General features: G+C 63.5%; 27 protein-coding genes. 15 read left to right on the top strand and 12 right to left on the bottom strand.

Annotated elements, in window-relative coordinates:
* The first annotated feature begins 40 nt into the window (after positions 1-40).
* Positions 41-910, top strand: coding sequence for a hypothetical protein (locus M1D87_RS21540; protein WP_039613787.1), 870 nt, complete (start codon positions 41-43; stop codon positions 908-910).
* 123 nt (positions 911-1033) lie between these two features.
* On the opposite strand, the gene M1D87_RS21535 is transcribed toward M1D87_RS21540, so the two are convergent.
* Together M1D87_RS21535 and M1D87_RS21530 are read right to left on the bottom strand one after the other, a co-directional pair.
* Complete coding sequence (locus tag M1D87_RS21535) at positions 1034-2083, bottom strand: alkene reductase (protein ID WP_123085006.1); 1050 nt, start codon at positions 2081-2083, stop codon at positions 1034-1036.
* A gap of 17 nt (positions 2084-2100) precedes the next feature.
* Entirely contained in the window at positions 2101-2403 is a 303-nt protein-coding gene (locus tag M1D87_RS21530; RefSeq protein ID WP_003258229.1) for an ArsR/SmtB family transcription factor, read from the bottom strand.
* 150 nt (positions 2404-2553) lie between these two features.
* Here M1D87_RS21530 and M1D87_RS21525 point away from each other — a divergent pair, with 150 nt between their 5' ends.
* Positions 2554-3138 (top strand): acyl carrier protein phosphodiesterase, encoded by a 585-nt coding sequence (locus M1D87_RS21525; RefSeq protein WP_123085007.1) that lies wholly within the window; start codon positions 2554-2556, stop codon positions 3136-3138.
* A 133-nt stretch (positions 3139-3271) separates the two neighbouring features.
* On the opposite strand, the gene M1D87_RS21520 is transcribed toward M1D87_RS21525, so the two are convergent.
* Together M1D87_RS21520 and olsB are read right to left on the bottom strand one after the other, a co-directional pair.
* Positions 3272-4060 (bottom strand): lysophospholipid acyltransferase family protein, encoded by a 789-nt coding sequence (locus M1D87_RS21520; RefSeq protein WP_123085008.1) that lies wholly within the window; start codon positions 4058-4060, stop codon positions 3272-3274.
* On the bottom strand, positions 4060-4815 hold the full coding sequence (gene olsB, locus M1D87_RS21515; RefSeq protein ID WP_013974069.1) for an L-ornithine N(alpha)-acyltransferase: 756 nt from the start codon (positions 4813-4815) through the stop codon (positions 4060-4062). Before olsB ends, M1D87_RS21520 begins: the two co-directional genes overlap by 1 nt.
* A 160-nt stretch (positions 4816-4975) precedes the next feature.
* Between olsB and M1D87_RS21510 the strand changes: the two genes are divergently transcribed.
* The 6 genes from M1D87_RS21510 to M1D87_RS21485 all read left to right on the top strand — a co-directional run bounded on the left by M1D87_RS21510 (position 4976) and on the right by M1D87_RS21485 (position 9829).
* Positions 4976-5863: an acyl-CoA dehydrogenase middle domain-containing protein gene (locus M1D87_RS21510; RefSeq protein ID WP_123085009.1), complete on the top strand. Its 888-nt coding sequence runs from the start codon at positions 4976-4978 to the stop codon at positions 5861-5863.
* A 175-nt stretch (positions 5864-6038) separates the two neighbouring features.
* Positions 6039-7121 (top strand): serine hydrolase domain-containing protein, encoded by a 1083-nt coding sequence (locus M1D87_RS21505; RefSeq protein WP_421091586.1) that lies wholly within the window; start codon positions 6039-6041, stop codon positions 7119-7121.
* Positions 7118-7414 carry a hypothetical protein gene (locus M1D87_RS21500; protein ID WP_013974066.1) on the top strand — a complete coding sequence of 99 codons (297 nt, stop codon included), beginning with the start codon at positions 7118-7120 and terminating at the stop codon, positions 7412-7414. The genes M1D87_RS21505 and M1D87_RS21500 overlap by 4 nt, the downstream gene beginning before the upstream one ends.
* A 44-nt stretch (positions 7415-7458) precedes the next feature.
* The gene (locus M1D87_RS21495; RefSeq protein ID WP_013974065.1) at positions 7459-8040 is read left to right on the top strand and encodes a YceI family protein; all 582 of its coding nucleotides are present in this window, start codon (positions 7459-7461) and stop codon (positions 8038-8040) included.
* 1 nt (position 8041) lies between these two features.
* Positions 8042-9199 carry a phospholipase D-like domain-containing protein gene (locus tag M1D87_RS21490; protein ID WP_421091585.1) on the top strand — a complete coding sequence of 386 codons (1158 nt, stop codon included), beginning with the start codon at positions 8042-8044 and terminating at the stop codon, positions 9197-9199.
* Between the two features lie 51 nt (positions 9200-9250).
* Positions 9251-9829 carry a DJ-1/PfpI family protein gene (locus M1D87_RS21485; protein ID WP_123085011.1) on the top strand — a complete coding sequence of 193 codons (579 nt, stop codon included), beginning with the start codon at positions 9251-9253 and terminating at the stop codon, positions 9827-9829.
* A 118-nt stretch (positions 9830-9947) separates the two neighbouring features.
* Here the strand turns inward: M1D87_RS21485 and M1D87_RS21480 are convergent, their stop codons facing one another.
* Positions 9948-10346, bottom strand: coding sequence for a nuclear transport factor 2 family protein (locus tag M1D87_RS21480; RefSeq protein WP_003258223.1), 399 nt, complete (start codon positions 10344-10346; stop codon positions 9948-9950).
* A gap of 115 nt (positions 10347-10461) precedes the next feature.
* Between M1D87_RS21480 and M1D87_RS21475 the strand changes: the two genes are divergently transcribed.
* Both M1D87_RS21475 and M1D87_RS21470 read left to right on the top strand, forming a co-directional pair.
* Positions 10462-11052, top strand: a complete 591-nt coding sequence (locus M1D87_RS21475) for a GNAT family N-acetyltransferase (RefSeq protein WP_013974061.1) — start codon at positions 10462-10464, stop codon at positions 11050-11052.
* On the top strand, positions 11049-11927 hold the full coding sequence (locus M1D87_RS21470) for a carbon-nitrogen hydrolase family protein (protein WP_123085012.1): 879 nt from the start codon (positions 11049-11051) through the stop codon (positions 11925-11927). The genes M1D87_RS21475 and M1D87_RS21470 overlap by 4 nt, the downstream gene beginning before the upstream one ends.
* A gap of 121 nt (positions 11928-12048) precedes the next feature.
* Here M1D87_RS21470 and M1D87_RS21465 read toward each other — a convergent pair whose 3' ends face one another.
* A complete protein-coding gene (locus M1D87_RS21465; RefSeq protein WP_013974059.1) occupies positions 12049-13572 on the bottom strand; it encodes a fumarate hydratase in 1524 nt (507 codons plus the stop codon).
* 248 nt (positions 13573-13820) lie between these two features.
* On the opposite strand from M1D87_RS21465, the gene M1D87_RS21460 reads away from it, so the two are divergent.
* A complete protein-coding gene (locus M1D87_RS21460; RefSeq protein ID WP_123085013.1) occupies positions 13821-14741 on the top strand; it encodes an iron-sulfur-binding ferredoxin reductase in 921 nt (306 codons plus the stop codon).
* A gap of 84 nt (positions 14742-14825) precedes the next feature.
* Here M1D87_RS21460 and M1D87_RS21455 read toward each other — a convergent pair whose 3' ends face one another.
* Both M1D87_RS21455 and pyk read right to left on the bottom strand, forming a co-directional pair.
* The gene (locus tag M1D87_RS21455) at positions 14826-16154 is read right to left on the bottom strand and encodes an IS110 family RNA-guided transposase (RefSeq protein WP_061305574.1); all 1329 of its coding nucleotides are present in this window, start codon (positions 16152-16154) and stop codon (positions 14826-14828) included.
* A gap of 423 nt (positions 16155-16577) precedes the next feature.
* On the bottom strand, positions 16578-18032 hold the full coding sequence (gene pyk / locus M1D87_RS21450) for a pyruvate kinase (protein ID WP_013974057.1): 1455 nt from the start codon (positions 18030-18032) through the stop codon (positions 16578-16580).
* 179 nt (positions 18033-18211) lie between these two features.
* On the opposite strand from pyk, the gene M1D87_RS21445 reads away from it, so the two are divergent.
* The 3 genes from M1D87_RS21445 to sbcB all read left to right on the top strand — a co-directional run bounded on the left by M1D87_RS21445 (position 18212) and on the right by sbcB (position 20586).
* Positions 18212-18598 carry a tol-pal system YbgF family protein gene (locus tag M1D87_RS21445; RefSeq protein WP_003259593.1) on the top strand — a complete coding sequence of 129 codons (387 nt, stop codon included), beginning with the start codon at positions 18212-18214 and terminating at the stop codon, positions 18596-18598.
* 123 nt (positions 18599-18721) lie between these two features.
* Entirely contained in the window at positions 18722-19081 is a 360-nt protein-coding gene (locus M1D87_RS21440) for a PilZ domain-containing protein (RefSeq protein WP_003259592.1), read from the top strand.
* A 71-nt stretch (positions 19082-19152) separates the two neighbouring features.
* On the top strand, positions 19153-20586 hold the full coding sequence (sbcB, locus tag M1D87_RS21435) for an exodeoxyribonuclease I (RefSeq protein WP_039613776.1): 1434 nt from the start codon (positions 19153-19155) through the stop codon (positions 20584-20586).
* A gap of 85 nt (positions 20587-20671) precedes the next feature.
* Here the strand turns inward: sbcB and mvaT are convergent, their stop codons facing one another.
* On the bottom strand, positions 20672-21049 hold the full coding sequence (gene mvaT, locus M1D87_RS21430) for a histone-like nucleoid-structuring protein MvaT (protein ID WP_003259590.1): 378 nt from the start codon (positions 21047-21049) through the stop codon (positions 20672-20674).
* Positions 21050-21333: 284 nt separating this feature from the next.
* Between mvaT and purU the strand changes: the two genes are divergently transcribed.
* Entirely contained in the window at positions 21334-22185 is an 852-nt protein-coding gene (gene purU, locus M1D87_RS21425; protein WP_023662871.1) for a formyltetrahydrofolate deformylase, read from the top strand.
* Between the two features lie 297 nt (positions 22186-22482).
* Here the strand turns inward: purU and M1D87_RS21420 are convergent, their stop codons facing one another.
* Genes M1D87_RS21420 through M1D87_RS21410 form a run of 3 tightly spaced genes read right to left on the bottom strand, consistent with a single transcriptional unit; the run spans position 22483 to position 25350 of the window.
* Positions 22483-23475, bottom strand: coding sequence for a lysylphosphatidylglycerol synthase transmembrane domain-containing protein (locus M1D87_RS21420; protein WP_061551882.1), 993 nt, complete (start codon positions 23473-23475; stop codon positions 22483-22485).
* Complete coding sequence (locus M1D87_RS21415; protein ID WP_123084931.1) at positions 23472-24236, bottom strand: DUF2334 domain-containing protein; 765 nt, start codon at positions 24234-24236, stop codon at positions 23472-23474. Before M1D87_RS21415 ends, M1D87_RS21420 begins: the two co-directional genes overlap by 4 nt.
* Complete coding sequence (locus tag M1D87_RS21410) at positions 24229-25350, bottom strand: glycosyltransferase family 4 protein (RefSeq protein WP_123084930.1); 1122 nt, start codon at positions 25348-25350, stop codon at positions 24229-24231. Before M1D87_RS21410 ends, M1D87_RS21415 begins: the two co-directional genes overlap by 8 nt.
* Positions 25351-25376: the final 26 nt, after the last annotated feature.

Here is a 25376-nt window from a genome sequence, read left to right as displayed (position 1 = left end):
TACTCGTGCCTCTTTGCGACTACCGCGGTTGAATGTATCCATGCGTAACCATGCTCACGATGACTACGATGACGTGCCTAGCCTGCGGGCGGGCACCCATGACGATGACGAACTGATGCCGGCGCACGTGGTGCGCAACCGCCAGAAGGCCGCTCGCGGTGCCAGCACGGCGCCGCTGTGGGCATTGCTCGGGGCCTCGTTCATCGCCTTGGCGGGCCTTGGCTGGTGGAGCTTCCAGCAGATCTCGCTGATGGAGCAGCAGCTGGTGGCGACCCAGGAAAGCTTCGCTCGCATCAGCGAAGAGGCTGCCGGGCGCCTGCAGGCGATCAGCGGCAAGGTGGCGGCCAGCGAATCCGGCGCCACTACCAACAGCGAGGCGTTGAAGCTGCAACTGCGTCAGTTGCAGCAGGGGGTGGCCGGGCAGACTGGCGACCTGGGCAAGCGCCTGGAGCAGGTACTGGCTGATACCCGCGAACAGCAGAAGGCCGTGACCCAGCTGCAAACCCAGTTGCAGGCGCAACTGAAGGCGGTGAATGGCGAGCTGGCCGCATTGCGCTCGGGCCAGGTCGATGGTGGCAAGCTGGATACCCAGTTCAAGGGCCTGAACGAACAGGTTGCTGCGCTGAAGGCCGCGCAGGTGGATGGCGCCAAGCTGGATGCGCAGCTCAAGAGCCTGGGCAGCGAGGTTGCTGCGCTGAAGAAGCAGGGTAACCCGAGCGCGGCCATCCAGGACCTGGAGCAGGACATCCTGGTGCTCAAGAGCCAGATCGATAACCGCCCGGCCGCGGCGGCGTCCAGTGGTGCTTCGGTGCAGGAATTCGACGCCTTCCGGGCGCAGACGACACGCAACCTGAATACCTTGCAGAGCCAGATCCAGAACCTGCAGCAGCAGATCAATGCCCGGCCGTGACATTGCAGGGGAGGGCTTTGCCCTCCTATCGCGACACAAGGCCGCTCCTACAGGAATTCGCGTTCCCCTGTAGGAGCGGCCTTGTGTCGCGATAGGGCCGCAAAGCGGCCCCGGCGATTTCAGTTACAACCGCGGATAGTCGATGTACCCCACCGGCCCCTTGCCATAGAAAGTCTCCGGCCGCGCTTCGTTCAACGGCGCATCCACCGCCAGCCGCGCCGGCAGGTCAGGGTTGGCGATGAACGGTACGCCAAACGCCACGGCGTCGGCCTTGCCGCTGGCCAGGGCGGCATTGGCACTGGCCTTGTCAAACCGCTCGTTGACGATGTACGGGCCGCCGAACGCTTCTTTGATCAGCGGGCCGATACTGTCATCGGCTTCCTTTTCCCGCGAGCAGATGAAGGCAATACCACGCTTGCCCAGCTCACGGGCCACGTAAGTAAAGGTTTCGGCACGGTCGGCATCGCCCATGTCATGGGCATCGGCCCGCGGCGCCAGGTGCACGCCCACGCGGTTTGCGCCCCACACCTCAATGGCCGCATCGGTCACTTCCAGCAGCAGCCGTGCACGGTTTTCCAGCGAACCACCGTAGCGGTCGGTGCGCTGGTTGGTGCTGCTCTGCAGGAACTGGTCGAGCAGGTAGCCGTTGGCGCCGTGGATTTCCACGCCATCGAAACCGGCAGCCTTGGCATTCTCGGCACCGCTGCGGTAGGCCTCGACGATGTCGATGATTTCTTCGGTTTCCAGCGCGCGTGGGGTTGGGTAGTCACTGAGCGGGCGCACCAGGCTTACATGGCCTTTGGGCTGGATCGCGCTGGGGGCCACCGGCAGCTCGCCGTTCAGGTAGCTGGGGTGGGAGATGCGGCCAACATGCCACAGCTGCAGGAATATGCGTCCGCCGGCGGCATGCACGGCCTTGGTCACGTTGTTCCAGCCACGCACCTGTTCGTCGTTCCAGATACCGGGGGTATCCGGGTAGCCGACGCCCATGGCGCTGACCGAGGTCGCCTCGCTGAGGATCAGCCCGGCGCTGGCGCGCTGCACGTAATACTCGGCCATCAGCGCGTTGGGCACGCGGCCTTCGTCGGCCCGGCAGCGGGTGAGCGGGGCCATGATGATGCGGTTGGGCAGTTGCAGGTCGCCCAGGGTGATCGGATCGAAAAGCGTGGTCATGACGGTTACCTGCCTGTTCAGAGTGCTTGGCGCAGTTGTTCGAGAAACGCCTGGATGGTGGCTTCGTTGCGTTTGAAGAAATGCCATTGGCCGATCTTCTGGCTGCTGATCAGCCCAGCGCGCTGCAAGGTGGCCAGGTGGGCGGAGACGGTCGACTGCGACAGACCGCAGCGTTGGTCGATCTGCCCGGCACATACACCGTTCTCGGTGCTGTGGTACTGGTCGGGGAATTGCGTTGCCGGGTCCTTCAGCCAGCTGAGGATTTCTCGCCTGACCGGGTGGGCCAGCGCTTTTATGATTTCGTCGAGATCGAGAGGCATGGGTTGAGGCTCGTTGTAGCGGTATATCGCGATAGGACGAAATGTAAATCGTGGTTTCCCGATATACAAATATGAAGAGGTTCTGAGCTGAGCACGAATCGCTATATCGCGTTATAACGATATATGGGCCGGCGGTGCTAGACTGCGCTCATGAACTACCTCGCACACCTGCACCTTGGCGGCCCGGCGCCGCAACAACTGCTTGGCAGCCTGTATGGCGACTTCGTCAAAGGCTCGCTGGAAGGGCGCTTCCCGCCAGCGCTGGAGGCGGCCATCCGGCTGCACCGGCATATCGACAGCTATACCGACCAGCACCCGTTGGTGTTGGCGGCTCTTGCGCGTTTTCCGCGGGAGCGGCGGCGCTTTGCCGGCATCGTTCTGGATGTGTTTTTCGACCATTGCCTGGCCCGGCACTGGCGGGATTATGCCGAGCAGCCGCTGGAGCAGTTCACCGGGGATTTTTATCGGGTATTGCTTGCGGAGCCCGAGTTGCCGGGGCGGCTGGCGCGGATAGCGCCGTTCATGGCGGCGGATGACTGGCTGGGGGCGTATGGCGATTTTGCCACGCTGGAGCAGGTGTTCAACGGTATTGCCCGGCGCCTATCGCGGCCGGAGGGGATGGTTAGGGTGATGGGGGAGCTGGAGCGGCTGTATGAGCCATTGCTGGCGGACTTCAGGGAGTTTTATCCACAGTTGCAGGCGTTTGCTGCAGCGGGGCGGATGTCTGACAGTTAGTGCTGGGTTGGCATTGCCGGCCTCTTCGCGGGTAAACCCGCTCCCACAGGTACACCACAGAACTCAGGATGAGTGCCATCCCTGTGAGAGCGGGTTCACCCGCGAAAGGGCCAGAACAGGCAGTGCATAAAACTCAGGCAGCCCGCGCTTGCCGCCGTGGCGCGAGCTCAACTTCCTCAACCCCGAACAACGCCAGGTGAATCGCCTGCTGCGCCTGCAACGCCAGCACCGCTCGCTCCTTGCCCACGCTGCCGATCGGCTGCAGCAGGTGAATGCAAACCTCGCCCCGCGGCTGGGCGAACAGGCGCATCAGGTGCGACACCAGGTCATCGTCACCAATGAACGGTGCAATCGGGTCGATCTGGCCATCGCGCAGGTACTGGATGGCGACCGGCTGCACCGCCACGCCACGGTCGATGGCACCTGCCAGCAGGCGACCATGGAAGGTGCGCAGGGTACGGCCACTGGTGGTGGTGCCCTCCGGGAAGATCAGTAGCGGCCGGGAAAGACCCAGTTGCCCGGCGATCTGCTCACGCAGGCGCTGGCTGTCGCCCCCGCCACGGCGGATGAACAAGGTGCCGGCCTTTTCCGCCAGCCAGCCGGCCACCGGCCAGTGCCGCACTTCGGCCTTGGACAGGAACGACAGCGGCAGCAGCATGCCAAGCAACGGGATATCGGTCCAGGACACGTGGTTGCTGACCCACAGCATTGGCCGTTGGGGCAGCTCTCCGATCACCCGCACATCGAAGGGCAGGGCCGCGACCAGGCGCTTCATGAACAGGCAGGTCCAGCGCTGGCGGCGCTCGATGGGCGTCTTGAACCCCAGGCGTTCGCCCAGGGCGATCACGCTGGCCATCAGCATGCCCAGCAGCAGTACCAGCAGCAGTCGAGTCAGGCGGGCCATTACCCGCAGCTTCGGCATCAGACCGCTGCCTTGAAGTGGCGGGCGTAGCGTGGGCACAGTTCGTCGCGCTTGAGCAGGATGAACACGTCGGCCACCTGGAAGTCTTCGTCCCAGCATGGCTCGCCGCAGATCTTCGCGCCCAGGCGCATGTACGCCTTTAGCAGCGGTGGCATCTCGGCGATGACGTTGTTCGGCAGTGCCAGGTTGGGCAATGGGTTCTTCGGCTCGGCGCGCAGGTGCTCGGTGCACAGGTAGCGGTCACGCAGGCGCTGCATCACCGCATGGGCCTGTACCCCGCCATCCTGCATGGGGATGCTGGCGCAGCCCATCAGGTAGCTGTAGCGGCCTTCGTTGAGCACTTCGGCCAGTTCGCCCCAGAGCACGGCGATGGTGCCGCCGTTGCGGTAGTCGGGAGCTACGCAGGTTCGGCCCAGCTCCAGGATCGGGCCCTGCAGCTGCAACAGGCCATGCAGGCTGAATTCTTCTTCGCTATAGAAGCGGCCCAGGCTGCTGGCGGCCTGATGGTCGAGCAGGCGGGTGGTGGCCACCAGCTCGCCGGTGCTCAGGTCGCGTACGCCAATGTGGCGGCAGTGCACGTCGTAGTCGTCCATGTCCAGGCCTTGCTCGGCTCCTTTGAGCTTGGCTTTGAATTCGGCGCTGAACACTTTGTAGCGCAGGGCCTGGGCTTCCTGCAGGGCCGTGGCGCCAACCAGGCGTTCGGCTTGCAGACGGCGTTCGGTGCTGTTGTCGCCAGCGTGAGCGATCCGAGTCATTACGAGTCTCCATAAGCCAGCCATGAAGGGTTGCGGCCGGTCGGCTTTGTTGTGCAAAGTCAGCCTAGGTAGATGGGGTGTCACCCCTGTGAATCTTTGGTGATGCTTGCGTGACACCCCCTGAGCCACAACTGAAAGCCCTTCAGCAAGGAGCCGACCGATGGCCTGGTTGCAACGACTCAACGACCCGCTTCGCCAAGCGCTGGCGGGCACTCTGGGCGAAACCTATGCCGCGCTGCTCGAGCGCCTTGGCCCGGTTGCCCCGTTTGAACTGGCGGTGCTCGGTGGGCGCGCGATGGCCACCCCGGGCCTGGCCTTCCTGGTCGGCTACCAGGCCGCCTTGCGCGTGCTGTGGCCCAGTGCTCCACCCAGCCTCGGCGCCCTGTGCGCCACCGAACGGCGCAGCGTGCGGCCGGCGGACATGCGCACGCGCCTTGACGGCTTGCGGCTGACCGGTAGCAAGGACTTCGTCACTGCCGGCCTGGAGGCGGAATGGCTGCTGGTGGCGGCGCGCTGCGAGGCGACGGGCGCGGCGCCGCAGTTGAACCTGGCGGTGGTCTACCCCGGGGAGCCAGGTGTGACGCTGGAAGCGCTGCCGACGCTGCCGCTGATGCCGGAGGTGGGCCATGGGCGACTGGTGCTGGAGCAGGCGGCGTGCGAGCTACTGGCCGGTGATGGTTGGGATGCCTATGTGAAGCCGTTCCGTTCGCTGGAGGACTTGTATGTGCTTACGGCGTTGACGGCCTGGCTGTATGGCGTGGGGCAGGAGTGCGCCTGGCCGCAGGCCCTGCGCCTACAGTTGCTTGGGCTGCTGGCCGGGTGTGCCGAAGGTAGCCGGCAGTGCGCCGATAGCGTTGGTTGCCATTTGTTGCTGGGGGGATTGTTTGCACAGTTCCAGGCGCTGCGAGGGGAGATCGATGCTGCGTTGGCGGCGGGGCCGGTGCAGTGGGCGCAGATCTGGCAGCGTGACCAGGGGGTGATGGCGCTGGCGGCGGCGGCGCGGGAGAAGCGGCTGAACAAGGCTTGGGCCGCTGCGGGATTGTCATGAATGCCTGATAGGTTTGTGTGATCCGATGAGTCCTGGGGCCGCTTTGCGGCCCTTCGCGGGCTTGCCCGCTCCCACAGATATATCGCTTACCCCATGAATGGTGCGATCCCTGTGGGAGCGGGCGGGCCCGCGAAGGGCTGCAAGGCAGCCCCATAAAACGCGAGCCTCTACTGGGATGCTGAAAGGTCTGCTGCTGCTTTTTTGCATGGCCATGGCCCCTGCCAAGGCTGAGGTCTGGCCTGACCCTGACTGGCACAACGACCCTGCCTCCATCGACTGGCAAGCCGTCGACGCCTACGCCTTCCCCGCACGCACAACCCCCGAACGCAGCGGCATCCGCACCGACGCCCTGCTGATCATCCGCGACGGCCGCATCCTCCACGAACGCTACGCCGCCCCCAGTACCGCCGCCACCGCCCACCTCACCTGGTCGATCAGCAAGAGCGTACTCGCCACGCTATTGGGCGTAGCCCAGGGCGAAGGCCGCTTCCAGCTGCAGGACCCGGTGACCCGTTTCTACCCGGCCATGCACGCCCATCCCGGCGTGCGCATGGCCGATCTGCTGCATTGGGCCAGCGGCCTGGACTGGCAGGAAGACTACGAGTACGCCCCGCTCAAGTCCTCGGTGGTGGCCATGCTGTATACCCGTAGCCGCGAGGACATGGCGGCCTACACGGCGGCGCGGGAAGCGGTGGCCAGCCCGGGCCAGCGGTTTCTCTATTCCAGTGGCGACAGCAACCTGCTGGCCGCCGCGTTGCGCGGCATGCTCGATGCCGGTCAGTACCCCGACTACCCCTGGCATGCGCTGTTCATTCCGTTGGGTATCGACAGCGCGGTATGGGAGCGGGACCGCGCGGGTACCTATGTGGGTTCGTCCTACCTGTACCTCAGCGCTCGCGACCTGGCGCGCATCGGCCTGCTGATGCAGCGCGACGGGCGTTGGCAGGATCGGCAATTGCTGCCCAAGCCCTGGGTGGCTTTCAACCGCACGCCGTTTGCCGATGCCGAAGCACTGCCCGGCGAGGCCAACCCCGGTGGCCACTGGTGGCTCAACCAGCCGCTGCCCGGCGCTGCCCGGCCTTGGCCGAGTGCTCCCGCGGACACCTACGCAGCCCTTGGCCACTGGGGCCAGGCGCTGTACGTGCTGCCCGCGCAAAAGCTGGTGATCGTGCGTTACGCCGATGACCGCGACGGCAGCTATCAGCACGATGAACTGCTCAAGCGGATACTCGCGGCGCTGGCTGGGGAGGGGGCATGAAGCGGGTGCTGCTGGTGGTGCTGCTGGGGGTGGTGTACTGGGCCTGGCACGAGCGCCAGGCCCTGGCGGACTTCCCCGGTATCCTTTCGGCCTACTCGGCCAAGGAATATTGCTCGTGCCGCTTCGTCATGGGGTTCGAGCCGGCGTATTGCCAAGGCTACGTGAAGCAATGGCTGCCGCTGAGCCTGCTGGAGGAAGACAGCCAACAGCGGCAGGTCACCGCCGAAGGCCTGGGCCGTCGCAATCAGGCTGCCTGGCAAGGCCCGCGCGAGGGCTGCCGCTTGCTGCCGTGAAGGCGGGCGGGTAAGGTTGGCGGCCTGGTTTCACGAGATCTGTCATGTTCAAGCTGCCCCGCCTGCTGCCCGCCTTGTTGCTGGCTTTTTGCCTGCCCGCCCACGCCAACTGGCACCTCGATGGCGAGTCTTCGCGCCTTTCGTTCATTACCGGCAAGAACGGTAACACCGCCGAAGTGCACCGCTTCCTGGTGCTGCATGGCACGGTCGACCGCAAGGGTGTGGCCGGGTTGAGCATCGAGATGGACTCGGTGAGCAGCGGTATTCCGCTGCGTGATGAACGCATGCGCGAGGACCTGTTCGAGGTCGAGCGCTTTGCCGAAGCCAAGGTGCAGGCGCAACTGGACCTACGGCCGATCAACGACTTGGCCAACGGTGCCCAGATCGAACTACGCCTGCCATTGACCGTGACGCTGCATGGCCAGTCCCACAGCTACAACGCGCTGCTGCTGGCCACCCGCCTGGACGAGCGACGCTTCCAGGTGGTGACCCTGGAGCCCCTGGTGCTGCGCGCCGAGGATTTCGGCCTGCTGCCGGGGCTGCAACGCCTGCGCAAGTTCGCCGGGCTCAAGTCCATCAACCCGTCGGTGCCGGTTAGCGCGGTGCTGATCTTCACCGCCCGCTGACATGCCGGGGCCGGTCTTTCCCTGGCGGGATGGCAACCAGTTCGAACTGCTGATCGACGGCCCCGAGTTTTTTCCGCGCATGCTCCTGGCGATCATGCGCGCCGAATTCCAGGTCGACCTGGAACTGTACCTGGTCGAGGCCGGTGACTGCGCGGATGCGGTGGTTGAAGCGCTGGAGCAGGCTGCCCGACGTGGCGTGCGGGTGCGCTGCCTGTTCGACGACTATGGCTCGCTGGCCTTCAACAGCAAGTTGCGTCAGCGCCTGCTGGACGTAGGTGTGTACCTGCGCTGGTACAACCGCCTGCGCTGGAAGCGTGGCTTGCGCAACCTGTACCGCGATCACCGCAAGTTGCTGCTGGTGGACGAACGCTGGGCGGTGGTGGGCGGCACGGGCGTCACCGACGAGTTCTGGACGCCCGGCGAGGCGACCAGTGAATGGCACGAGGTGATGGTGCAGATGCAAGGGCCGGTGGTAAGCGACTGGCAGTTGCTGTTCGACCGCCAGTGGCACGCCAACAACCGTCGCACCGCCTGGCGCCCCGCCGAGGGCTTTGGCCTGCCGCGCCTGCCCAAGGTGCCTGCGCAGGGGCAGGGCATGGGTCGGGTGGCCTATGCCGACGCCCGCCAGCACCAGGACATCCTGCATTCGTTGGTGCGCGCGATCAACAGCGGCAAGCAGCGAGTGTGGCTGGCCACGCCTTACTTCCTGCCGACCTGGAGCGTGCGCCGGTCGCTGCGCCGGGCTGCCGGGAAGGGGGTCGATGTGCGGCTGCTGCTGACCGGGCCGCGCACCGACCACCCATCGGTACGTTACGCCGGGCATCGCTATTACCCGCGCCTGCTGCGCGCCGGGGTGCGTATCTACGAGTACCAGCCGTGTTTCCTGCACCTGAAGATGGTGTTGATCGACGATTGGGTCAGTATCGGCTCATGCAACTTCGATCACTGGAACCTGCGCTTCAACCTCGAGGCCAATATCGAGGCACTCGACCCGCCCCTGACGGCTGCCGTGCAGGCCAGTTTCGAGCGTGATTTCGCCTTGAGCGAGGTGGTCGACCTGGGCCACTGGAATGCCCGGCCGCTGTGGCGCCGGGTGAAGCAGCGGTTGTGGGGGTGGCTGGACCGGTTGGTGGTCAACCTGCTCGACCGTCGCGACTGAGACCAGCTATCGTGCAGTGATTGGCTCAAGGCAATCGAAGGAGTGGGTGCGATGACGGCAAAGAAAATTCTCATGTTGGTCGGCGACTACGTCGAAGATTACGAAGTCATGGTGCCGTTCCAGGCGCTGAGCATGGTCGGGCACACGGTGCATGCGGTATGCCCGGAAAAGGTCGCGGGGCAGACGGTGCGTACCGCGATTCATGATTTCGAGGGCGAACAGACCTACAGCGAAAAGCCGGGGCACAACTTTGCCCTGAACTACGATTTCGTGCGGGTGCGTGCCGAGGGTTACGACGCGTTGCTGATCCCGGGTGGACGTGCACCGGAGTACCTGCGCCTGGATGAGAGGGTGCTGGAGCTGGTGCGGGCGTTCGACCAGGCCGGCAAGCCGATCGCGGCGGTATGCCATGGTGCCCAGTTGCTGGCGGCGGCCGGCGTGCTGGAAGGGCGCGAATGCAGTGCGTACCCGGCGTGTGCCCCGGAAGTGCGCTTGGCGGGCGGGAAATTCATCGATATCGCGGTGGACCAGGCGCATGTGGACGACAACCTGGTGACGGCACCGGCATGGCCGGCGCATCCGGCGTGGTTGGCGGCATTCCTCAAGTTGCTTGGTACCCGTATTGCCTGACAGGGCCTCTTCGCGGGCATGCCCGCTCCCACATGTACCTCACTGCTCTCACGTCGTGTGGGATCCCTGTGGGAGCGGGCGAGCCCGCGAATAGGCCAGTACAAGCAATACACCCTAATCAGGCCACCTGCTCGACCCAGTCATTGAGGTTGTAGTAATTGGTCACCCGGGCAATCTTCCCGCAGTGGATATAGAAGAATGCCCCTGCCGGCAGCACATAGGTCTGCCCGTTGGCCGCCGGCAACCCTTCGTCATCGACCAGATATTCCCCATGCACGGTGAACTCCGCCGCCGCGCGGCTGCCGTCGGCGTTCTGCATCACCACGATATCGGCCAGGCGCTCGCGGTAGCAGCGGTTCATCTTGTCCATGAACGCTGCAAACCGGGCCTTGCCCATCTGCCGCTCGCCCTGGTTGATGTCGTGGATCACATCCTCGCTGAGCAGGGCGAGAAAGGCCGGCATGTCGCCCGCATTGAAGGCGGCGTAGTAAGCATTTACCAGTTCGGTAGCGGTCATGGAACAATACCTGTCGTGGAGGGAAAAGGCGGGTCGTCGCTCCGGATGATAGGGTTTCCCCTCAAGCCCGGCTTAGCCGAGCGCGTCATCCACATCGACAAAACGACCGCCAAGCATGGAAATACGCCTGTTGCACGGCGCCGCTATCGCGCCTTACATCGATGACCTCGCTCGCCTGCGCCTTACCGTGTTCCGCGAGTTTCCCTACCTTTACGACGGTACCCCGGAGTACGAGGCCGACTACCTGGCCACTTATGCCCGCTCTGGGCGCAGCCTGGTGGTGCTGGCGCTGGACGACGGCAAGGTGGTCGGCGCCTCCACCGGCCTGCCGCTGGTGGATGTCGCCCCCGAGTTCCAGCAGCCGTTCCTGGCCCAGGGGCGCGACCCGGCCAGCGTGTATTACTTCGGTGAATCGGTGGTACTGCCCGAGTACCGTGGCCAGGGCCTGGGGGTGCGCTTTTTCATCGAGCGCGAGTCCTACGCACACAAGCTGGCCGAGTTCGACTATTGCGCGTTCTGTGCGGTCGAGCGGCCAGGTGTGCATCCGCGGCGGCCTGCGGACTACAAGCCGTTGCATGGCTTCTGGCGTAACCGCGGCTTCCTGCACGACCCGTCGCTGCGCACCAGCTACGCCTGGCGCGACCTGGACGAGCAGGAAAGCTCCGACAAGCTGATGTCGTTCTGGCTCAAGGAACTGCCGATATGATCCGCCTGGCGGCCTGCCAGTACGCCATCGAGCTGCATGAAACCTGGGAGGCCTACGCCGATCATCTGCAAGCCCTGTGCGCCGAGGCGGTGGACGCGGGGGCCCGCCTGCTGCTGTTGCCGGAGTACGCCGGCCTGGTGCTCAGCGGGCAACTGAGTGCCGAGCAGCGGGGTGACCTGAAGGCCTCCATCGCCGGTATCCAGCCGCTGATCGAGCCCTGGAAGGCCTTGTGCGAGAGCCTTGCCCGGCGCTGGGGAATCTACCTGCAACCGGGTAGCGTACCGGTGCTGGACAGCGATGGGCGCTACCGCAACCGTGCCTGGCTGTTCGGCCCCAAGGGTGTACTGGGTTACCAGGACAAGCTGATGATGACCCGCTTCGAGCGCGAGCAATGGGATATAGCCGCAGGCCAGGGGTTGCAGGTGTTCGACACCGAACTGGGGCGCCTGGGAATCCTGATCTGCTACGACAACGAATTCCCGATGCTGGCGCGGCGCCTGGCGGAGGGTGGTGCCGACCTGATCCTCGCCCCGAGCTGTACCGACACCGAGGCGGGTTACCACCGGGTGCGTATCGGCGCCCAGGCGCGGGCGCTGGAGAACCAGATTGCGGTAATGCAGAGCCCCACGGTCGGGCTGGCGCCCTGGTCGCCGGCGCTGGACGAGAATATCGGCCGGGCAGGGCTGTTCGTGCCGCCGGATCATGGGATGCCGGGGGATGGGGTGGTGGCCTTGAGTGAAGAATCGAGCCCTGCCACTAGTCAGTGGCTGGTCTGTGAGGTGGACCTTGAGGAAGTACGGCGGGTGAGGCTGGAAGGGCAGGTGTTTACCCGCAGGGACTGGCCGGAGCAGTTTGACCGGATCTGCCCCCTGTAGGAGCAGCCTTGTGCTGCGAATGGGCCTGTGCTCACCCAAATATCTGTGGGTGACACAAGGCCTCTTCGCAGCACAAGGCTGCTCCTACAAAGAGCAGGGCCGTGACGCTTTTGCAGCAGATTTACTTCACTTCGACTGCCAGGCTCTGGGCAATCTTGCTCTGCCACAGCGCAGGGCCAGTGATGTGTACCGACTCACCGTTGCTGTCCACGGCGACGGTCACCGGCATGTCCTTGACCTCGAACTCGTAGATCGCTTCCATGCCCAGCTCGGCGAAGGCCAGGACCTTCGACTTGCGGATGGCCTGGGCCACCAGGTAGGCAGCACCGCCGACGGCCATCAGGTACACGGCCTTGTTGTCCTTGATCGCTTCGATGGCGGCAGGGCCGCGCTCGGACTTGCCGATCATGCCGAGCAGGCCGGTCTGCTCGAGGATCTGGCGGGTGAACTTGTCCATGCGGGTGGCGGTGGTCGGGCCGGCTGGGCCTACCACTTCGTCACCGACCGGGTCGACCGGGCCAACGTAGTAGATGAAGCGGCCTTTCAGGTCCACCGGCAGCTCTTCGCCACGGTTGAGCATTTCGACCATGCGCTTGTGCGCGGCATCGCGGCCGGTCAGCATCTTGCCGTTGAGCAGGATGGTTTCGCCCGGCTTCCAGCTCGCGACTTCTTCCGGGGTGATGGCGTCGAGGTTGACGCGACGGGCGCTCGGGCCGGCTTCCCAGACGATTTCCGGGTAGGCGTCCAGCGACGGCGCTTCCAGCTCGGCCGGGCCGGAGCCATCGAGCACGAAGTGGGCGTGGCGGGTGGCGGCGCAGTTGGGGATCATGCACACCGGCAGCGAAGCGGCGTGGGTCGGGTAGTCCATGATCTTGACGTCGAGCACGGTGGTCAGGCCACCCAGGCCCTGGGCGCCGATGCCCAGCTGGTTGACCTTCTCGAACAGCTCCAGGCGGATTTCTTCCAGGCGGTTCTGCGGGCCACGGGCTTTCAGTTCGTGGATGTCGATGGACTCCATCAATACTTCCTTGGCCATGACGGCGGCCTTCTCGGCGGTACCGCCGATGCCGATGCCGAGCATGCCAGGCGGGCACCAGCCAGCGCCCATGGTCGGGACGGTCTTCAGTACCCAGTCGACGATCGAGTCGGACGGGTTGAGCATGGCCATCTTCGACTTGTTCTCCGAGCCGCCGCCCTTGGCTGCGACATCGACCTCGACCTTGTCGCCGGGGACGATGGAGTAGTGGATCACTGCCGGGGTGTTGTCCTTGGTGTTCTTGCGGGCACCGGCCGGGTCGGCCAGGATCGAAGCGCGCAGGACGTTTTCAGGCAGATTGTAGGCGCGACGCACACCTTCGTTGATCATGTCGTCGACGCTCATGGTGGCGCCGTCCCAGCGCACGTCCATGCCCACGCGGATGAACACGGTGACGATACCGGTGTCTTGGCAGATCGGGCGATGGCCAGTGGCGCACATGCGCGAGTTGATCAGGATCTGGGCGATGGAATCGCGCGCAGCAGGCGATTCTTCACGCAGATAGGCCTCGTGCATGGCCTGGATGAAATCGACGGGGTGGTAGTACGAGATGAATTGCAGGGCGTCGGCGACGCTCTGAATCAGGTCGTCTTGCTTGATCACGGTCATGCAGCGCGCTCCTCTTAAAGACGGGAACATTCATTACGGCGCTCGACGGTGCCGACCAGCGTGTCGAAGCGCCTTGCAAGGCGCCGGCAGGTCAGGCCGACGGAAAAAGGCGCGGCAGTATAGCGCGCATCCGTGCCGGGCACACCTGCGGTCGGTCTGGACCATGGTCGTCAGTGGTTGGGCATCCTTTTTGCTGCCGTTGCGTGCTTGGCTTAAAGTGCACTGTGATATGTGGAGAAAGACCGACCATGCCCGTACTTTGCGTGGGCGAGCGCCGCTGGGCGGTGCCGACCGGCAGCAACCTGCTCGATGCCTTGAACGAGGCCGGGCTGAGCGTACCCTACAGTTGCCGCGCCGGCAGTTGCCATGCCTGCCTGGTGCACTGCCTGGGCGGGCAACCGCTGGATGCCATGCCCGAGGCCCTGGCGCCGGACAAGCATGCCCAGGGCTGGCGGCTGGCCTGTCAGTGTCGGGTAGTCGAAGATCTGCGCGTGGCGCTGTTCGACCCGCAGCAGGATGGCCTGCCGGCGCAGGTCTGTGTCCTGGACTGGTTCGGCGATGTGCTGCGCGTGCGGCTGCGGCCCGAACGGGCAATGCGTTACCAGGCGGGGCAGCATGTGGTGCTGTGGAATGGCGCGGTGGCGCGGCCTTACTCCTTGGCCAGCCTGCCGGGCGAAGATGATTTCCTCGAGTTTCATATCGACTGCCAGCACCCCGGCGCCTTTTGTGACAAGGCCCGTGGCTTGCAGCTGGGTGATGTGCTGCGCCTGGGCGAGCTCAGGGGTGGGGCCTTGCACTACGACCCGGACTGGCAACAGCGGCCGCTGTGGTTGCTGGCGGCGGGGACCGGGCTGGCGCCGTTGTGGGGCATCTTGCGCGAGGCTCTGCGGCAGGGGCACCAAGGGGAAATCAGGGTCATGCATGTGGCGCGCGAGGGCGTTGGGCATTATCTGGCCGAGCCGTTGCGCCAGATGGCGGATGTGAATGTCGAGTTGGTACTGGCAGAGCGGCTGGATGAAGCGTTGGCCGGGTTGCGGCCGTCATCGCGGCAGACGGTAGCGCTGGTGTGCGGGGCGCCGGGGAGTGTCGAGCGGTTTGCCCGGCGGTTGTTCATTGCCGGGGTGCCACGGGGGCAGGTGTTTGCCGATGTGTTTGTCGAGCATGCCTGAGGCATTTGTGTTGATCGTGCCGGCCCATTCGCGGGCACGCCCGCTCTCATCAAACAAAATGCAACCCGCTGTTTTTTAAGCACCTTAGGCTGCCACCAATTGATATCCCAGCTTTCGGGCTTTGCGAAGCAAAGCCCGAAGCTGTCGGTCTTGGCTTTTGGCTTCGAATGCTTCGAGCCCCTGTTCAACATAAGTCTGTTTTTTTGTCAGCAGTGTGTAGACCAGTCGAGCCAGTTGGTGTGCAGTGGCTTTGATGGCGCAACTGGTGTCCATGCGAGTCAATCTGGCTCGATGCGATGCCCCGATGAAACCCTTGTCGTTGCGTGCATTTGAAGCGGCCTGCTTGAGCGCCTGTGCCGCTCGGTTAATGACCTTAGGACCGCCCCCTGATAGCTGGCGGCCGCCTGAGATACGAGTCGGCGGGGCCAACCCTAGCCAGGAGCAAAAGTGCTGGGATGATGGAAATCGTGAGAGATCAGAGCCGATCTCTCCCGCCAGCACCAGGGCGGTGTCCACGCCAATTGTTGGAATAGCGGTCAAATCGACCCCTAGCACCTGCCAGAGGGCTTGGTGTAGCGCTGCCTGTTGAGCGCTCGTCCGGTGTGGGCTTCGCAGCGCTTTCCTGGGTGGTTGTGGTTCATGCTCCAGTACGGGTAGTTGTTCCAATGCCTTTCCGATGACGGCATCGCATTCAGCGATCTGTTGCTCAAGAAAGTCATAGGCTGCGAGCTCCTGCGCCAATGCATGCAGGTGCTCTCGTCGCCAATTGCCATGCAGGCTACGCGCAATGGTGTCTTTACCTGCCTTGATGCGGCCATCGGTCAGCTCAGCCAATCGAGCAGGATCTCGCTCACCCGCGATGATTGCTCGCAAAATTCTCATGCCCGTCACGCCTGAAATATCACTGATGACATTGGCCAACTGGATGTTCATTTGGCTCAGTGCCTTCTGTATCCGGTTCAAGGTTTGAGCCTGGTCTTTCACTTTGAAAGCCCGTTGCCTGACCAGTGAGCGAACGCAGCATGTTGGGTCGCTTGGGCGAAAAGCGCCTCGCAAGAGACCATGAGTCATCAGTTGCCAGATCCATTGGCAATCCAGCACGTCAGACTTGCGTCCAGTTATTTGCCGGGTAGCTCGGGCATTAACAAGATAGACCTCGAATCCCCGTTCGCTGAGGATTTCGTAAATCGGAATCCAGTAAACGCCTGTGGACTCCATGGCTACGACCTTGATGGCCAAGCTATCGAGCCAATCGGCCAGCTTGTACAAGTCGTCGGTAAAGGACGTGAATGACTGAACGGCGTTCTCGTACTGGGGATCAACCGCGACAAAGTGTTCTCGACTACCTACATCAATCGCAGCGCAGTCGGGATGAACGATGGTGAAGCGTTGCTTGGAAGGCTTGCGCGCCATGGTGAATACTCGCAGGATAAAGGGCGCGCGGGGCACACGGTGGCGAAAGGGTTCACTCTCTCATACGTGGTCACAGCTGATTCAGCTGATGCCTACAGGGACTTCACGCCGATACCGTGCGGATCACTCTCCCACGCGGGTGTGCTGACACACACCAGTGCTGGCTACGATCTCTGTCCCGCGCGCTCAAACCCTAACAAAGCGAAAGGCGGCTGGCCCTAATAGGCCAGCCGCCTTTTCTTTTTCAAAATGTCAGCGCTGCCACAGATCTGAAGTCATGCGCCTCATGTTTGCTGCGCGACAGCGCAGCCCGGAAGGGCTGGGTGATCTCCCACAGGTACAGCGCTAGCCTCAGGCTTGTTGCTAACCCTGTGGGAGCGGGCGTGCCCGCGAACGGGGCCATGGCGCGGCCCCTTGGCGGGATCAACCGACCAGCGGATCACCGACATGCAGGATCTTCATGCCATTGGTGCCACCGATGGTGTGGTAGCTGTCACCCTTGGTCAGGATTACCCAGTCACCTTGCTCCACCAGGCCACGCTTGAGCAGTTCGTCGACCGCTGCCTGACTCACCTTGTCGGCCGGCAGCGAGGCCGGATCGAAGGCGATCGGGTACACGCCGCGGAACATGTTGGCACGGGCCTGGGTAGCGCGGTGCGGCGACAGGGCGAAGATCGGCACGTGCGAACGCAGGCGCGACATGATCAGCGGGGTGTAGCCACTCTCGGTCAGGGCGATGATCGCCTTCACGCCCGGGAAGTGGTTGGCGGTGTACATGGCCGCCAGGGCGATGCTCTCGTCGCAGCGCTCGAAGGTAGTGTGCAGGCGGTGGCTGGACTTCTGGCTGGTCGGGTGCTTTTCGGCACCCAGGCAGATACGGGCCATGGCCTGGACGGCTTCGATCGGGTAGGCACCGGCGGCGCTCTCGGCCGACAGCATCACCGCGTCGGTGTTGTCCAGCACGGCGTTGGCCACGTCGGACACTTCGGCACGGGTCGGCATCGGGTTCTGGATCATCGACTCCATCATCTGGGTCGCCACGATCACCGCCTTGTTGTTGCGGCGGGCGTGCTGGATGATCTTCTTCTGGATGGCGATCAGCTCGGCGTCGCCGATTTCCACGCCCAGGTCGCCACGGGCGACCATGACGGCGTCGGATGCGAGGATCAGCTTGTCGAGGGTCTCGTCGTCGGCCACCGCTTCGGCGCGTTCGATCTTGGCCACCAGCCAGGCGCTGCCGCCAGCTTCGTCACGCAGCTTGCGTGCGTATTCCATGTCGCTGGCGTCACGCGGGAAGGACACGGCCAGGTAGTCAAGGTCCATTTCCGCGGCCAGCTTGATGTCGGCCTTGTCTTTCTCGGTCAGGGCCGGTGCGGTAAGGCCGCCACCTTTACGGTTGATGCCTTTGTGGTCCGACAGCGGGCCACCGATGATCACCACGCAGTGCAGGGCATCTGCGGTGGCGGTCTCGACGCGCATCACCACGCGGCCATCGTCGAGCAGCAGTTCGTCACCAACGCCGCAGTCCTTGACCAGGTCGGGGTAGTCGATACCGACGATGTCCTGGTTGCCTTCGGTCAGCGGGTGGGCGGTGGAGAAGGTGAACTTGTCACCGATCTTCAATTCGATACGCTTGTTGGCGAACTTGGCGATGCGGATCTTCGGACCCTGCAGGTCGCCCAGCAGTGCAACATGGCGGCCGTTCTTGGCGGCGATGTCACGGATCAGGCGCGCGCGGGCCTTGTGCTCGTCCGGAGTGCCGTGGGAGAAGTTCAGGCGTGCCACGTCCAGGCCGGCGAGGATCAGCTGTTCGATCACTTCCGGCGAGTTGCTGGCGGGGCCAAGGGTGGCGACGATTTTGGTACGGCGGATGCTCATGCACAGACTCCTATAGTGAAGCGCAGCGAAAGGCTACTCCTGAATCTCGCTGTAGTCATTGTTCCGTTGCACTACCTGCGACCGAGGCAGGGTGGCATTTGAACGGGCAGGGCATCCTTGCAAAAGGATGTGAAGATTTGCCAGCAAAGGCCGATACACTGGCATCAAAGGAGACCCCCATGCGAGCCCTGATCGTTTTAGCCCTGGCGGCCAGCGCCGTCGGTTGCACCCGCTGGTCCATGGACCACCACCTGAACAATGCCTACCGTGCCTACGACCGTGGCGATTGCGCACGGGTCATGCTCGAGCTGTCGCAGGTCGACCGCACCAGCCGTGCACGACCGTTCATCCACCCCGAGGTGTCGCTGCTGCGCGGCCAGTGCCTGGAGCGCCAGGCCTTGTACGTGGATGCGGCGCAGACCTACCAGTACCTGATCCAGCAGTACCCGGGCAATGAATACGCCTATCGTGCCCAGGCACGCCTGCAGACCCTGGAGAAACTCGGCCATTTGCGCGGCACCGAAGCCGCCGTGGCGAACCCGGTGACCGCCGCACCTTGGCGTTAACACCAAGGTGTGATTTATTTCACGGGATTTGCCGCGCGCGCTGCGCTAATCTGTAACTCAGTTGTTACAACAACCGCCAGTTCCACGTATTCCTGGCATCGGATACGGACTGCACTTGCGATCATGTTCAACAAGCGCCACATCGAACGCCATCAGCTGCCTTGTGTTCTCAAGGTGTTCAACCGCATTACCGGCCAGGCCATCGGCCAGCTGGGTAACGCCTCTGAAGACGGGCTGATGCTGATAAGCCAGCTACCTGTGCTGGTCGGGCCCGACTACGATCTGCAATTACGCCTGCCGCTGCTTGGTGGCGGGCATCAATTCGTCAACCTTACCGCCAGCTGCCTGTGGTGTCGTGAAGACCAGACGCCCGGGCACTACGATTCCGGTTTCATGCTGCTGCAGGCCCCCCGCGAGTACGATGAATTCGTCCGTTCGTTGCGCGACTATTTCAGTTTCCGCCCCGCCAACGCATCTGCCTGAGCCTGCTGAGCCCCGGGCCCAGCTACTGGAATCGCGCTAGAATCGGGTCGACCTCGATACAGGACGACCCCGTGACCTCCAGCATTTTCTGGCACGACTACGAAACCACCGGCATCAACCCGCGCTGCGACCGGCCGCTGCAGGTGGCCGGCGTGCGCACCGACTTCGACCTCAACGAAATCGACGAGCCGATCAGCCTTTATTGCCGGCCCTCCGACGATATCCTGCCGCACCCAGCGGCTTGCCTGGTGACCGGCATCACCCCGCAACTGCTGGCCGAGCAGGGTTTGTGCGAAGCGGAGTTCATGACCCGGGTGCATGCGCAACTCGCGCACCCTGGTACCTGCGGTGCCGGCTACAACACTCTGCGCTTCGACGACGAAGTGACCCGTTACAGCCTGTACCGCAACTTTTTCGACCCTTATGCCCGAGAGTGGCAGGGCGGCAACAGCCGCTGGGACCTGATCGACATCGTGCGCACGGCCTATGCACTGCGCCCGGACGGCATCGAGTGGCCGCAACAGGACGGGCGCACCAGCCTGCGTCTGGAACTGCTGAGCAAGGCCAATGGCATCGACCACGGGCATGCCCACGAAGCGCTTTCCGACGTGCGGGCAACCATCGCCCTGGCCCGCCTGATCCGTCAGAAACAGCCAAAGTTGTATGACTGGCTGTTTCAGTTGCGCAGCAAGCATAAAGTGATGGAGCAGATCAGTTTGTTGCAGCCACTGGTGCATATATCCGGGCGCTTCTCGGCGGCACGCAATTACCTTGGTGTCGTATTGCCACTGGCCTGGCACCCGCGTAATCGCAATGCACTGATTGTGTGCGACCTGCATCAGGAAACCCTACCGTTACTACGGGAAAGTGCTGAAGTTCTACGCCAGCGTTTGTATACCCGCCATGAAGAACTGGCCGAAGGCGAATTACCCGTGCCGCTCAAATTGGTGCAGATCAATCGCTGCCCGGTACTGGCGCCACTTTCGGTATTGCGCCCGGCCGATCAACAACGGTTGGGCCTGGACTTGACGTTGTTACAATTGCGCGGCGAAGAATTGGCCGAGCAACAGGCGCAATGGCAAGACAAGCTGGAACACATCTACGGCAAGGAAGACTTTGCCCCGAGTGAAGACCCGGAACAACAGTTGTATGACGGTTTTCTGGGGGACCGTGACCGCCGCTTATGCGAGCAAGTTCGTGCACTGGAACCGGCGCAGTTGAGCCGTGGGCAGTGGATGTTCGATGACCCGCGCCTGCCTGAACTGTTGTTCCGCTATCGGGCGCGCAACTTCCCCGAGACCCTGACCGGCGAAGAGCGGCAACGCTGGTTCAGCTTCTGCCAGCAACGCCTGAGCGACCCGCAGTGGGGCGCGCCGAATACGCTGGGCGACTTCGAACAGGCGCGGCAGCAAGCCTGGGAGGGCGCTGACGATGCCGGGCGGCGTGTGCTGGATGCCTGGCAGGTACATGCCCGGCAATTGCAGGCACAGTATGCAGTTGGCTGAGCGCTGGCACAAAACGCGGACAAACAAAAACGCCGGCAATATGCCGGCGTTCTTGTTGCGATAAGCAGCGGGCGTGTGCGGACAATCAGTCCAGCAGGGTCGCCCAGCTTTCAACCACATCGCCACCCCACTTGGCTTTCCATTCTTTCAGGGTCTTGTGGTTGCCGCCTTTGGTTTCGATCACTTCATTGTTGTGCGGGTTCTTGTATTGCTTGACCTTGCGTGCACGCTTGGTGGCGGTAGTCTTGACCGCACCACGAGGTGCCTTGCTCAGTTTCGACTCTGGGTCGAGCAGGGCAATCACGTCGCGCAGCGACTTGGAGTATTCGCCCATCAGTGTGCGCAGTTTGCCTTCGAACTCCAGTTCTTTCTTCAGCTTGTCATCCTGCGACAGGTTGGCCAGGCGGGCCTGAAGTTCCTTGATGGCTTCTTCGGTAGCGCGGTACTCGTTGATCAGGGACATGGAGTGTTCCTTAATGCGTGTTCAGAAATGTGTGGGGCAATAATAGACAGGCAATACTCGCAAGTAAACATATTGTTGGGCAATTAACTGTTAACTAAGCTGTGACAACCATTTCTCTAGGTGAACAAAAATTTACAATTAACCCTGCATTTCGTCATGTCTGTCAGAGAATGCCGGCAGTGCATCTCGTCAGGAACACAGGCCACGGCCGCTGCGATCATTACTGCGTTTTTCCTGGCGGGCCGCTAGAATGAGCGCCTTTGCGAAGTTCTGGAGTCTCATTCATGCGCACCTATCGTCTGGTGATCGCCTGCCCCGACCGTGTTGGCATCGTGGCGAAAGTCAGTAATTTCCTGGCCTTGTACAATGGCTGGATCAACGAAGCCAGCCACCACTCTGATGAGCAGAGCGGTTGGTTCTTCATGCGCCATGAAATCCGCGCCGAATCGCTGCCGTTCGGTATCGAAGCCTTCCGTGAAGCGTTCGCGCCGATCGCCGAAGAGTTCTCCATGACCTGGCGCATTACCGACTCGGCGCAGAAAAAGCGCGTGGTGCTGATGGCCAGCCGCGAGTCGCACTGCCTGGCCGACCTGCTGCACCGCTGGCACACCGATGAACTGGACTGCGAGATCCCTTGCGTGATCTCCAACCACAACGACCTGCGCAGCATGGTCGAGTGGCACGGTATTCCGTTCTTCCATGTACCGGTCGACCCCAAGGACAAGGCACCGGCCTTTGCCGAAGTTTCGCGCCTGGTGCAGGAGCACGCCGCCGACGTGGTGGTGCTGGCCCGCTACATGCAGATCCTGCCGCCGCAGCTGTGCCAGGACTATGCTGAAAAGGTGATCAACATCCACCACAGCTTCCTGCCGTCGTTCGTCGGCGCCAAGCCGTATCACCAGGCCGCCCTTCGTGGTGTGAAACTGATCGGAGCGACTTGCCACTACGTAACCGAAGAGCTGGACGCCGGCCCGATCATCGAGCAGGACGTGGTGCGTGTCAGCCATGCCGACAGCATCGACGACATGGTCCGCTTTGGCCGTGATGTGGAGAAGATGGTGCTGGCCCGTGGCCTGCGTTATCACCTGGAAGACCGGGTGCTGGTGCATGGCAACAAGACTGTGGTGTTTGACTGACAGAGTCGGGTTGGCGGTGAGATCTTGGGGCTGCTGCGCAGCCCTTTCGCGACGCAAGGCCGCTCCCACAAGGGTAGGGTGTACCCCGTTCCATGTGGGAGCGGCCTTGTGTCGCGAAAGGGGCGCAAGGCGCCCCCGGCAATCCTGAGGCATACGCAATGGCCAAGACCCGCAATAACCCCACCGCCTCACCCCCACCCACCCTCGGTGAAGGCTGCCTGGCCCGCTACGACCCCGAAGCCCTGGCCGACACCGATGGCACCGATTTCCCCGGCGCCGCCGAACTCTGGCAGCAGCTCAACCCGCCTGACGCCGCCAACGCTCCAGCAGCGGGCGCGCCAGCAGGCACACAAACACCGGCCCACCCGCCAGCAGATAAAAGTAGTAAGTGACCGCCCGCCATATCAGGATCGCCGCAGCAGCGGTCGAACTGCCTACCAGTGGCGTCAGCAGGCTGGCCGAAGTCAGCTCGGCGGCGCCGGCACCACCCGGCAACAGGCTGAACTGGCCAGCACTGAGCGACAGCATCTGCACCAGGAAGCTGGGGATCCACGCCAGGTCTACCCCCAACCCCCTCAATACCAGATACAACACGCTGTAGCGCAGGCCCCAGTGGGCGCAGGTCAGGGTGAACACCAAGGTCAGCGTACGCTTGGGCAGGCGCCAGGTCTGCGCCAGTGCATCGATGAAGCGTAGCAGTTTGCGTGCCCAGCGCCGCTTGCGCTGGCGGCTCATGCCCAGGCGGCGCAGCAACCTGCCGTTCACGCGCATCACCGTGCGCCGGTAGCGCAGCAGGCCGATCACCCCGGCCAGTGCCGTGCACAGCAGCAACGCGCTGCCCAGCAACATGCTCTCCTGGCTGCGGCCCAGGCTGTGGAACAGCGCATAGCCGGCAATAGCCAGCATCGCGCAGAAAAAGAACACCAGGTCGTTCAGCTGATCCATGGCAAACACCGCGCCGCTGCGCGCCGGGCCGATCCGGTCACGTGCCAGCAGGGCCATCAGGGTCAAGGGGCCGCCGCTGCCGCCGGGGGTGGTACAGATGGCGAACTCGGTAGCCATCACAACACCCAGGCTGCGCAGACGCCCAAGCCTTGCTCCTTGCTGGCCGAGCAACAGGCGCAAGCGGATGGCGTTGATGACCCAGCAAAGCAGGATCATGCCCAGCAAGGTCAGCATGAGGCTGGGGGCGAAGCGCTGCAGCCTCGGTAACAGCTCGCTGCCACCGAGCAGGGCCGGCACCAGCACGGCACCCAGCAGTGCCAGGGCCAGCCAGGCCAGGCGGTTCATACGCTGGCCTGGCGGTCGAGCCAGGTGGACTTGGTCAGCGGCTCGCGGCCCTGTGCCAGTAGCGTGTGCAAGGTGTTCAGCCAATAGTCGCGGGACGCGCGATGGCGCATGTCCACCGGGTGCAGGCCCAGGCGCAGGGTCTGGGCGTCGCGCCAGCGCCGGCATTGCCAGTCGCACAGCACCCGTGACAGGCCACGGCGCCAGGCACTGCGTGCACTCCAGACAAGCCCTGGGGCCTTGATCGCGGTGAAGTCCGGTAAACGATACAGGTGCTGTGGCGTGCTGGTGTAGCGCAGCGGCAGACGGCGCAGTGCCTGGCGGGTGCCTTCGCTCATCAGCCAGGCAGGCGCGACGAAGCCTGACACTGGCCAGCCCTGCTGGGCGAACAGTGCCAGGCCATGCTCCAGGCGTTGCAGGGCCTGCTGCTGGTCAAGGGCGTAGAATTCCCCTTCGTGGGTATAGATGCGGCGCATGAAGTATTCGCCGGGTGTGCGCGGTGGTGGCCCGCTGTCGGCATGGTAGAAGCCGTGCAGGGCAAGCTCGTCGCCCTGGGCCAGGCGCCGTTCCAGCAAGCGGCAGAAGGTAGGCGAGCGTTGCAGCGGGTTGCGGTGGTGAAAGTCCGGCACCACCAGCCAGGTCATGGGGATGCCGCCGATGGCGTCGACGGCCTGGACGAAAGGCTGGTAGTCTGGCCACGTTTCGGGCGCGACATCGTGCAGCACCAGCATCAGGCTGCGCGATGCCGTTAGCGGCTCAGCCATGGGCACGTACCTGTGGCTGGTGGCCGAGCACAGCCTGGTAGTGCTGCAGCAGGCCGGTGACCACGTTGTCCCACGAATAGTGCTGTTCGGCATGGCGACGGGCCTGTACCCCAAGCGTGCGCACACCGGCTTCGAACGCCTCTTGCACGGCCGTCGCCATGGCTTGGCTATCGTTGGGGCGGCACAAGCGCCCGCACTGTTCGTTGACGATTTCGCCGAAAGCACCTGCGCGCACGGCCACTACCGGCGTGGCGCTGGCCATCGCTTCGAGAATGACCAGGCCGAAGGTTTCCTGGTCACCGGCATGCACCAGCAGGTCGGCGCTGGCCATCAGCCGGGCGACTTCCGGTGCCGGGCAGAAGTGACCGATCACACTGACGTTCCGCGGTACGTTGGCCGGCATGTTCGAACCCACCAACAGCAAGTGGTAGGGGTGGCCCAGGTGCTGCATGCAGTCGAGTAGCACTGGCAGGTTCTTTTCTCGCGAGCCACGGCCGGCGTAGATCAGCAGGCGACTGGTTTCGGCAATACCCAGTTCGGCACGCAGCTGCGGGTCGCGTTGGTTGGGGTGGAAGGTGGCCAGGTCGACGCCCAGGCGCTGCACGTGCACATCGCGCACCCCCAGGCGGCGCAACTTGTCGGCCATGACCTGGCTGGGGGCCAGGACCCGGTCGAAATTGCCGTACAGCTTGCTGACATAGGCCTCTACATTGGGGGTAAACCAGTTGCCCATGCGGTTGCTGACCAGCAGCGGCAGGTCGGAATGGTAGAAGCCGATTACCGGCACATCGAGCTTGCGCCGCGCTTCCAGCGCAGCCCAGGCGGTCAGGTAGGGGTCGCCGACTTCGATCAGGTCGGGCTTGAGCCTGCGCAGCACATTGCACCAAGGGGCCAGGCGTACCGGGAAGCGGTAGCCATTGCCGAACGGCAGCGGCGGTGCGGGCACCTGGTATATGCCATCGGCGTGCTGGGCGCTGGCACCGGGTATCAGCAAGCTGTGGCGGACGCCCTGGATGGCGTCGAGGCGGTGGTGTTTGGCATCAAGATAGGTACGTACGCCACCACTGGCGGGGGCGTAGAACATGGTGATGTCGGCGATGTGCACGATCAGCATCCCTCCGGGATCGTCTTCGGGTCTGT

The organism is Pseudomonas sp. SA233, from assembly GCF_054792385.1.
The sequence above is the reverse complement of the archived record's forward strand: the minus strand, read 5'-3'. Positions and strand labels throughout refer to the sequence as shown.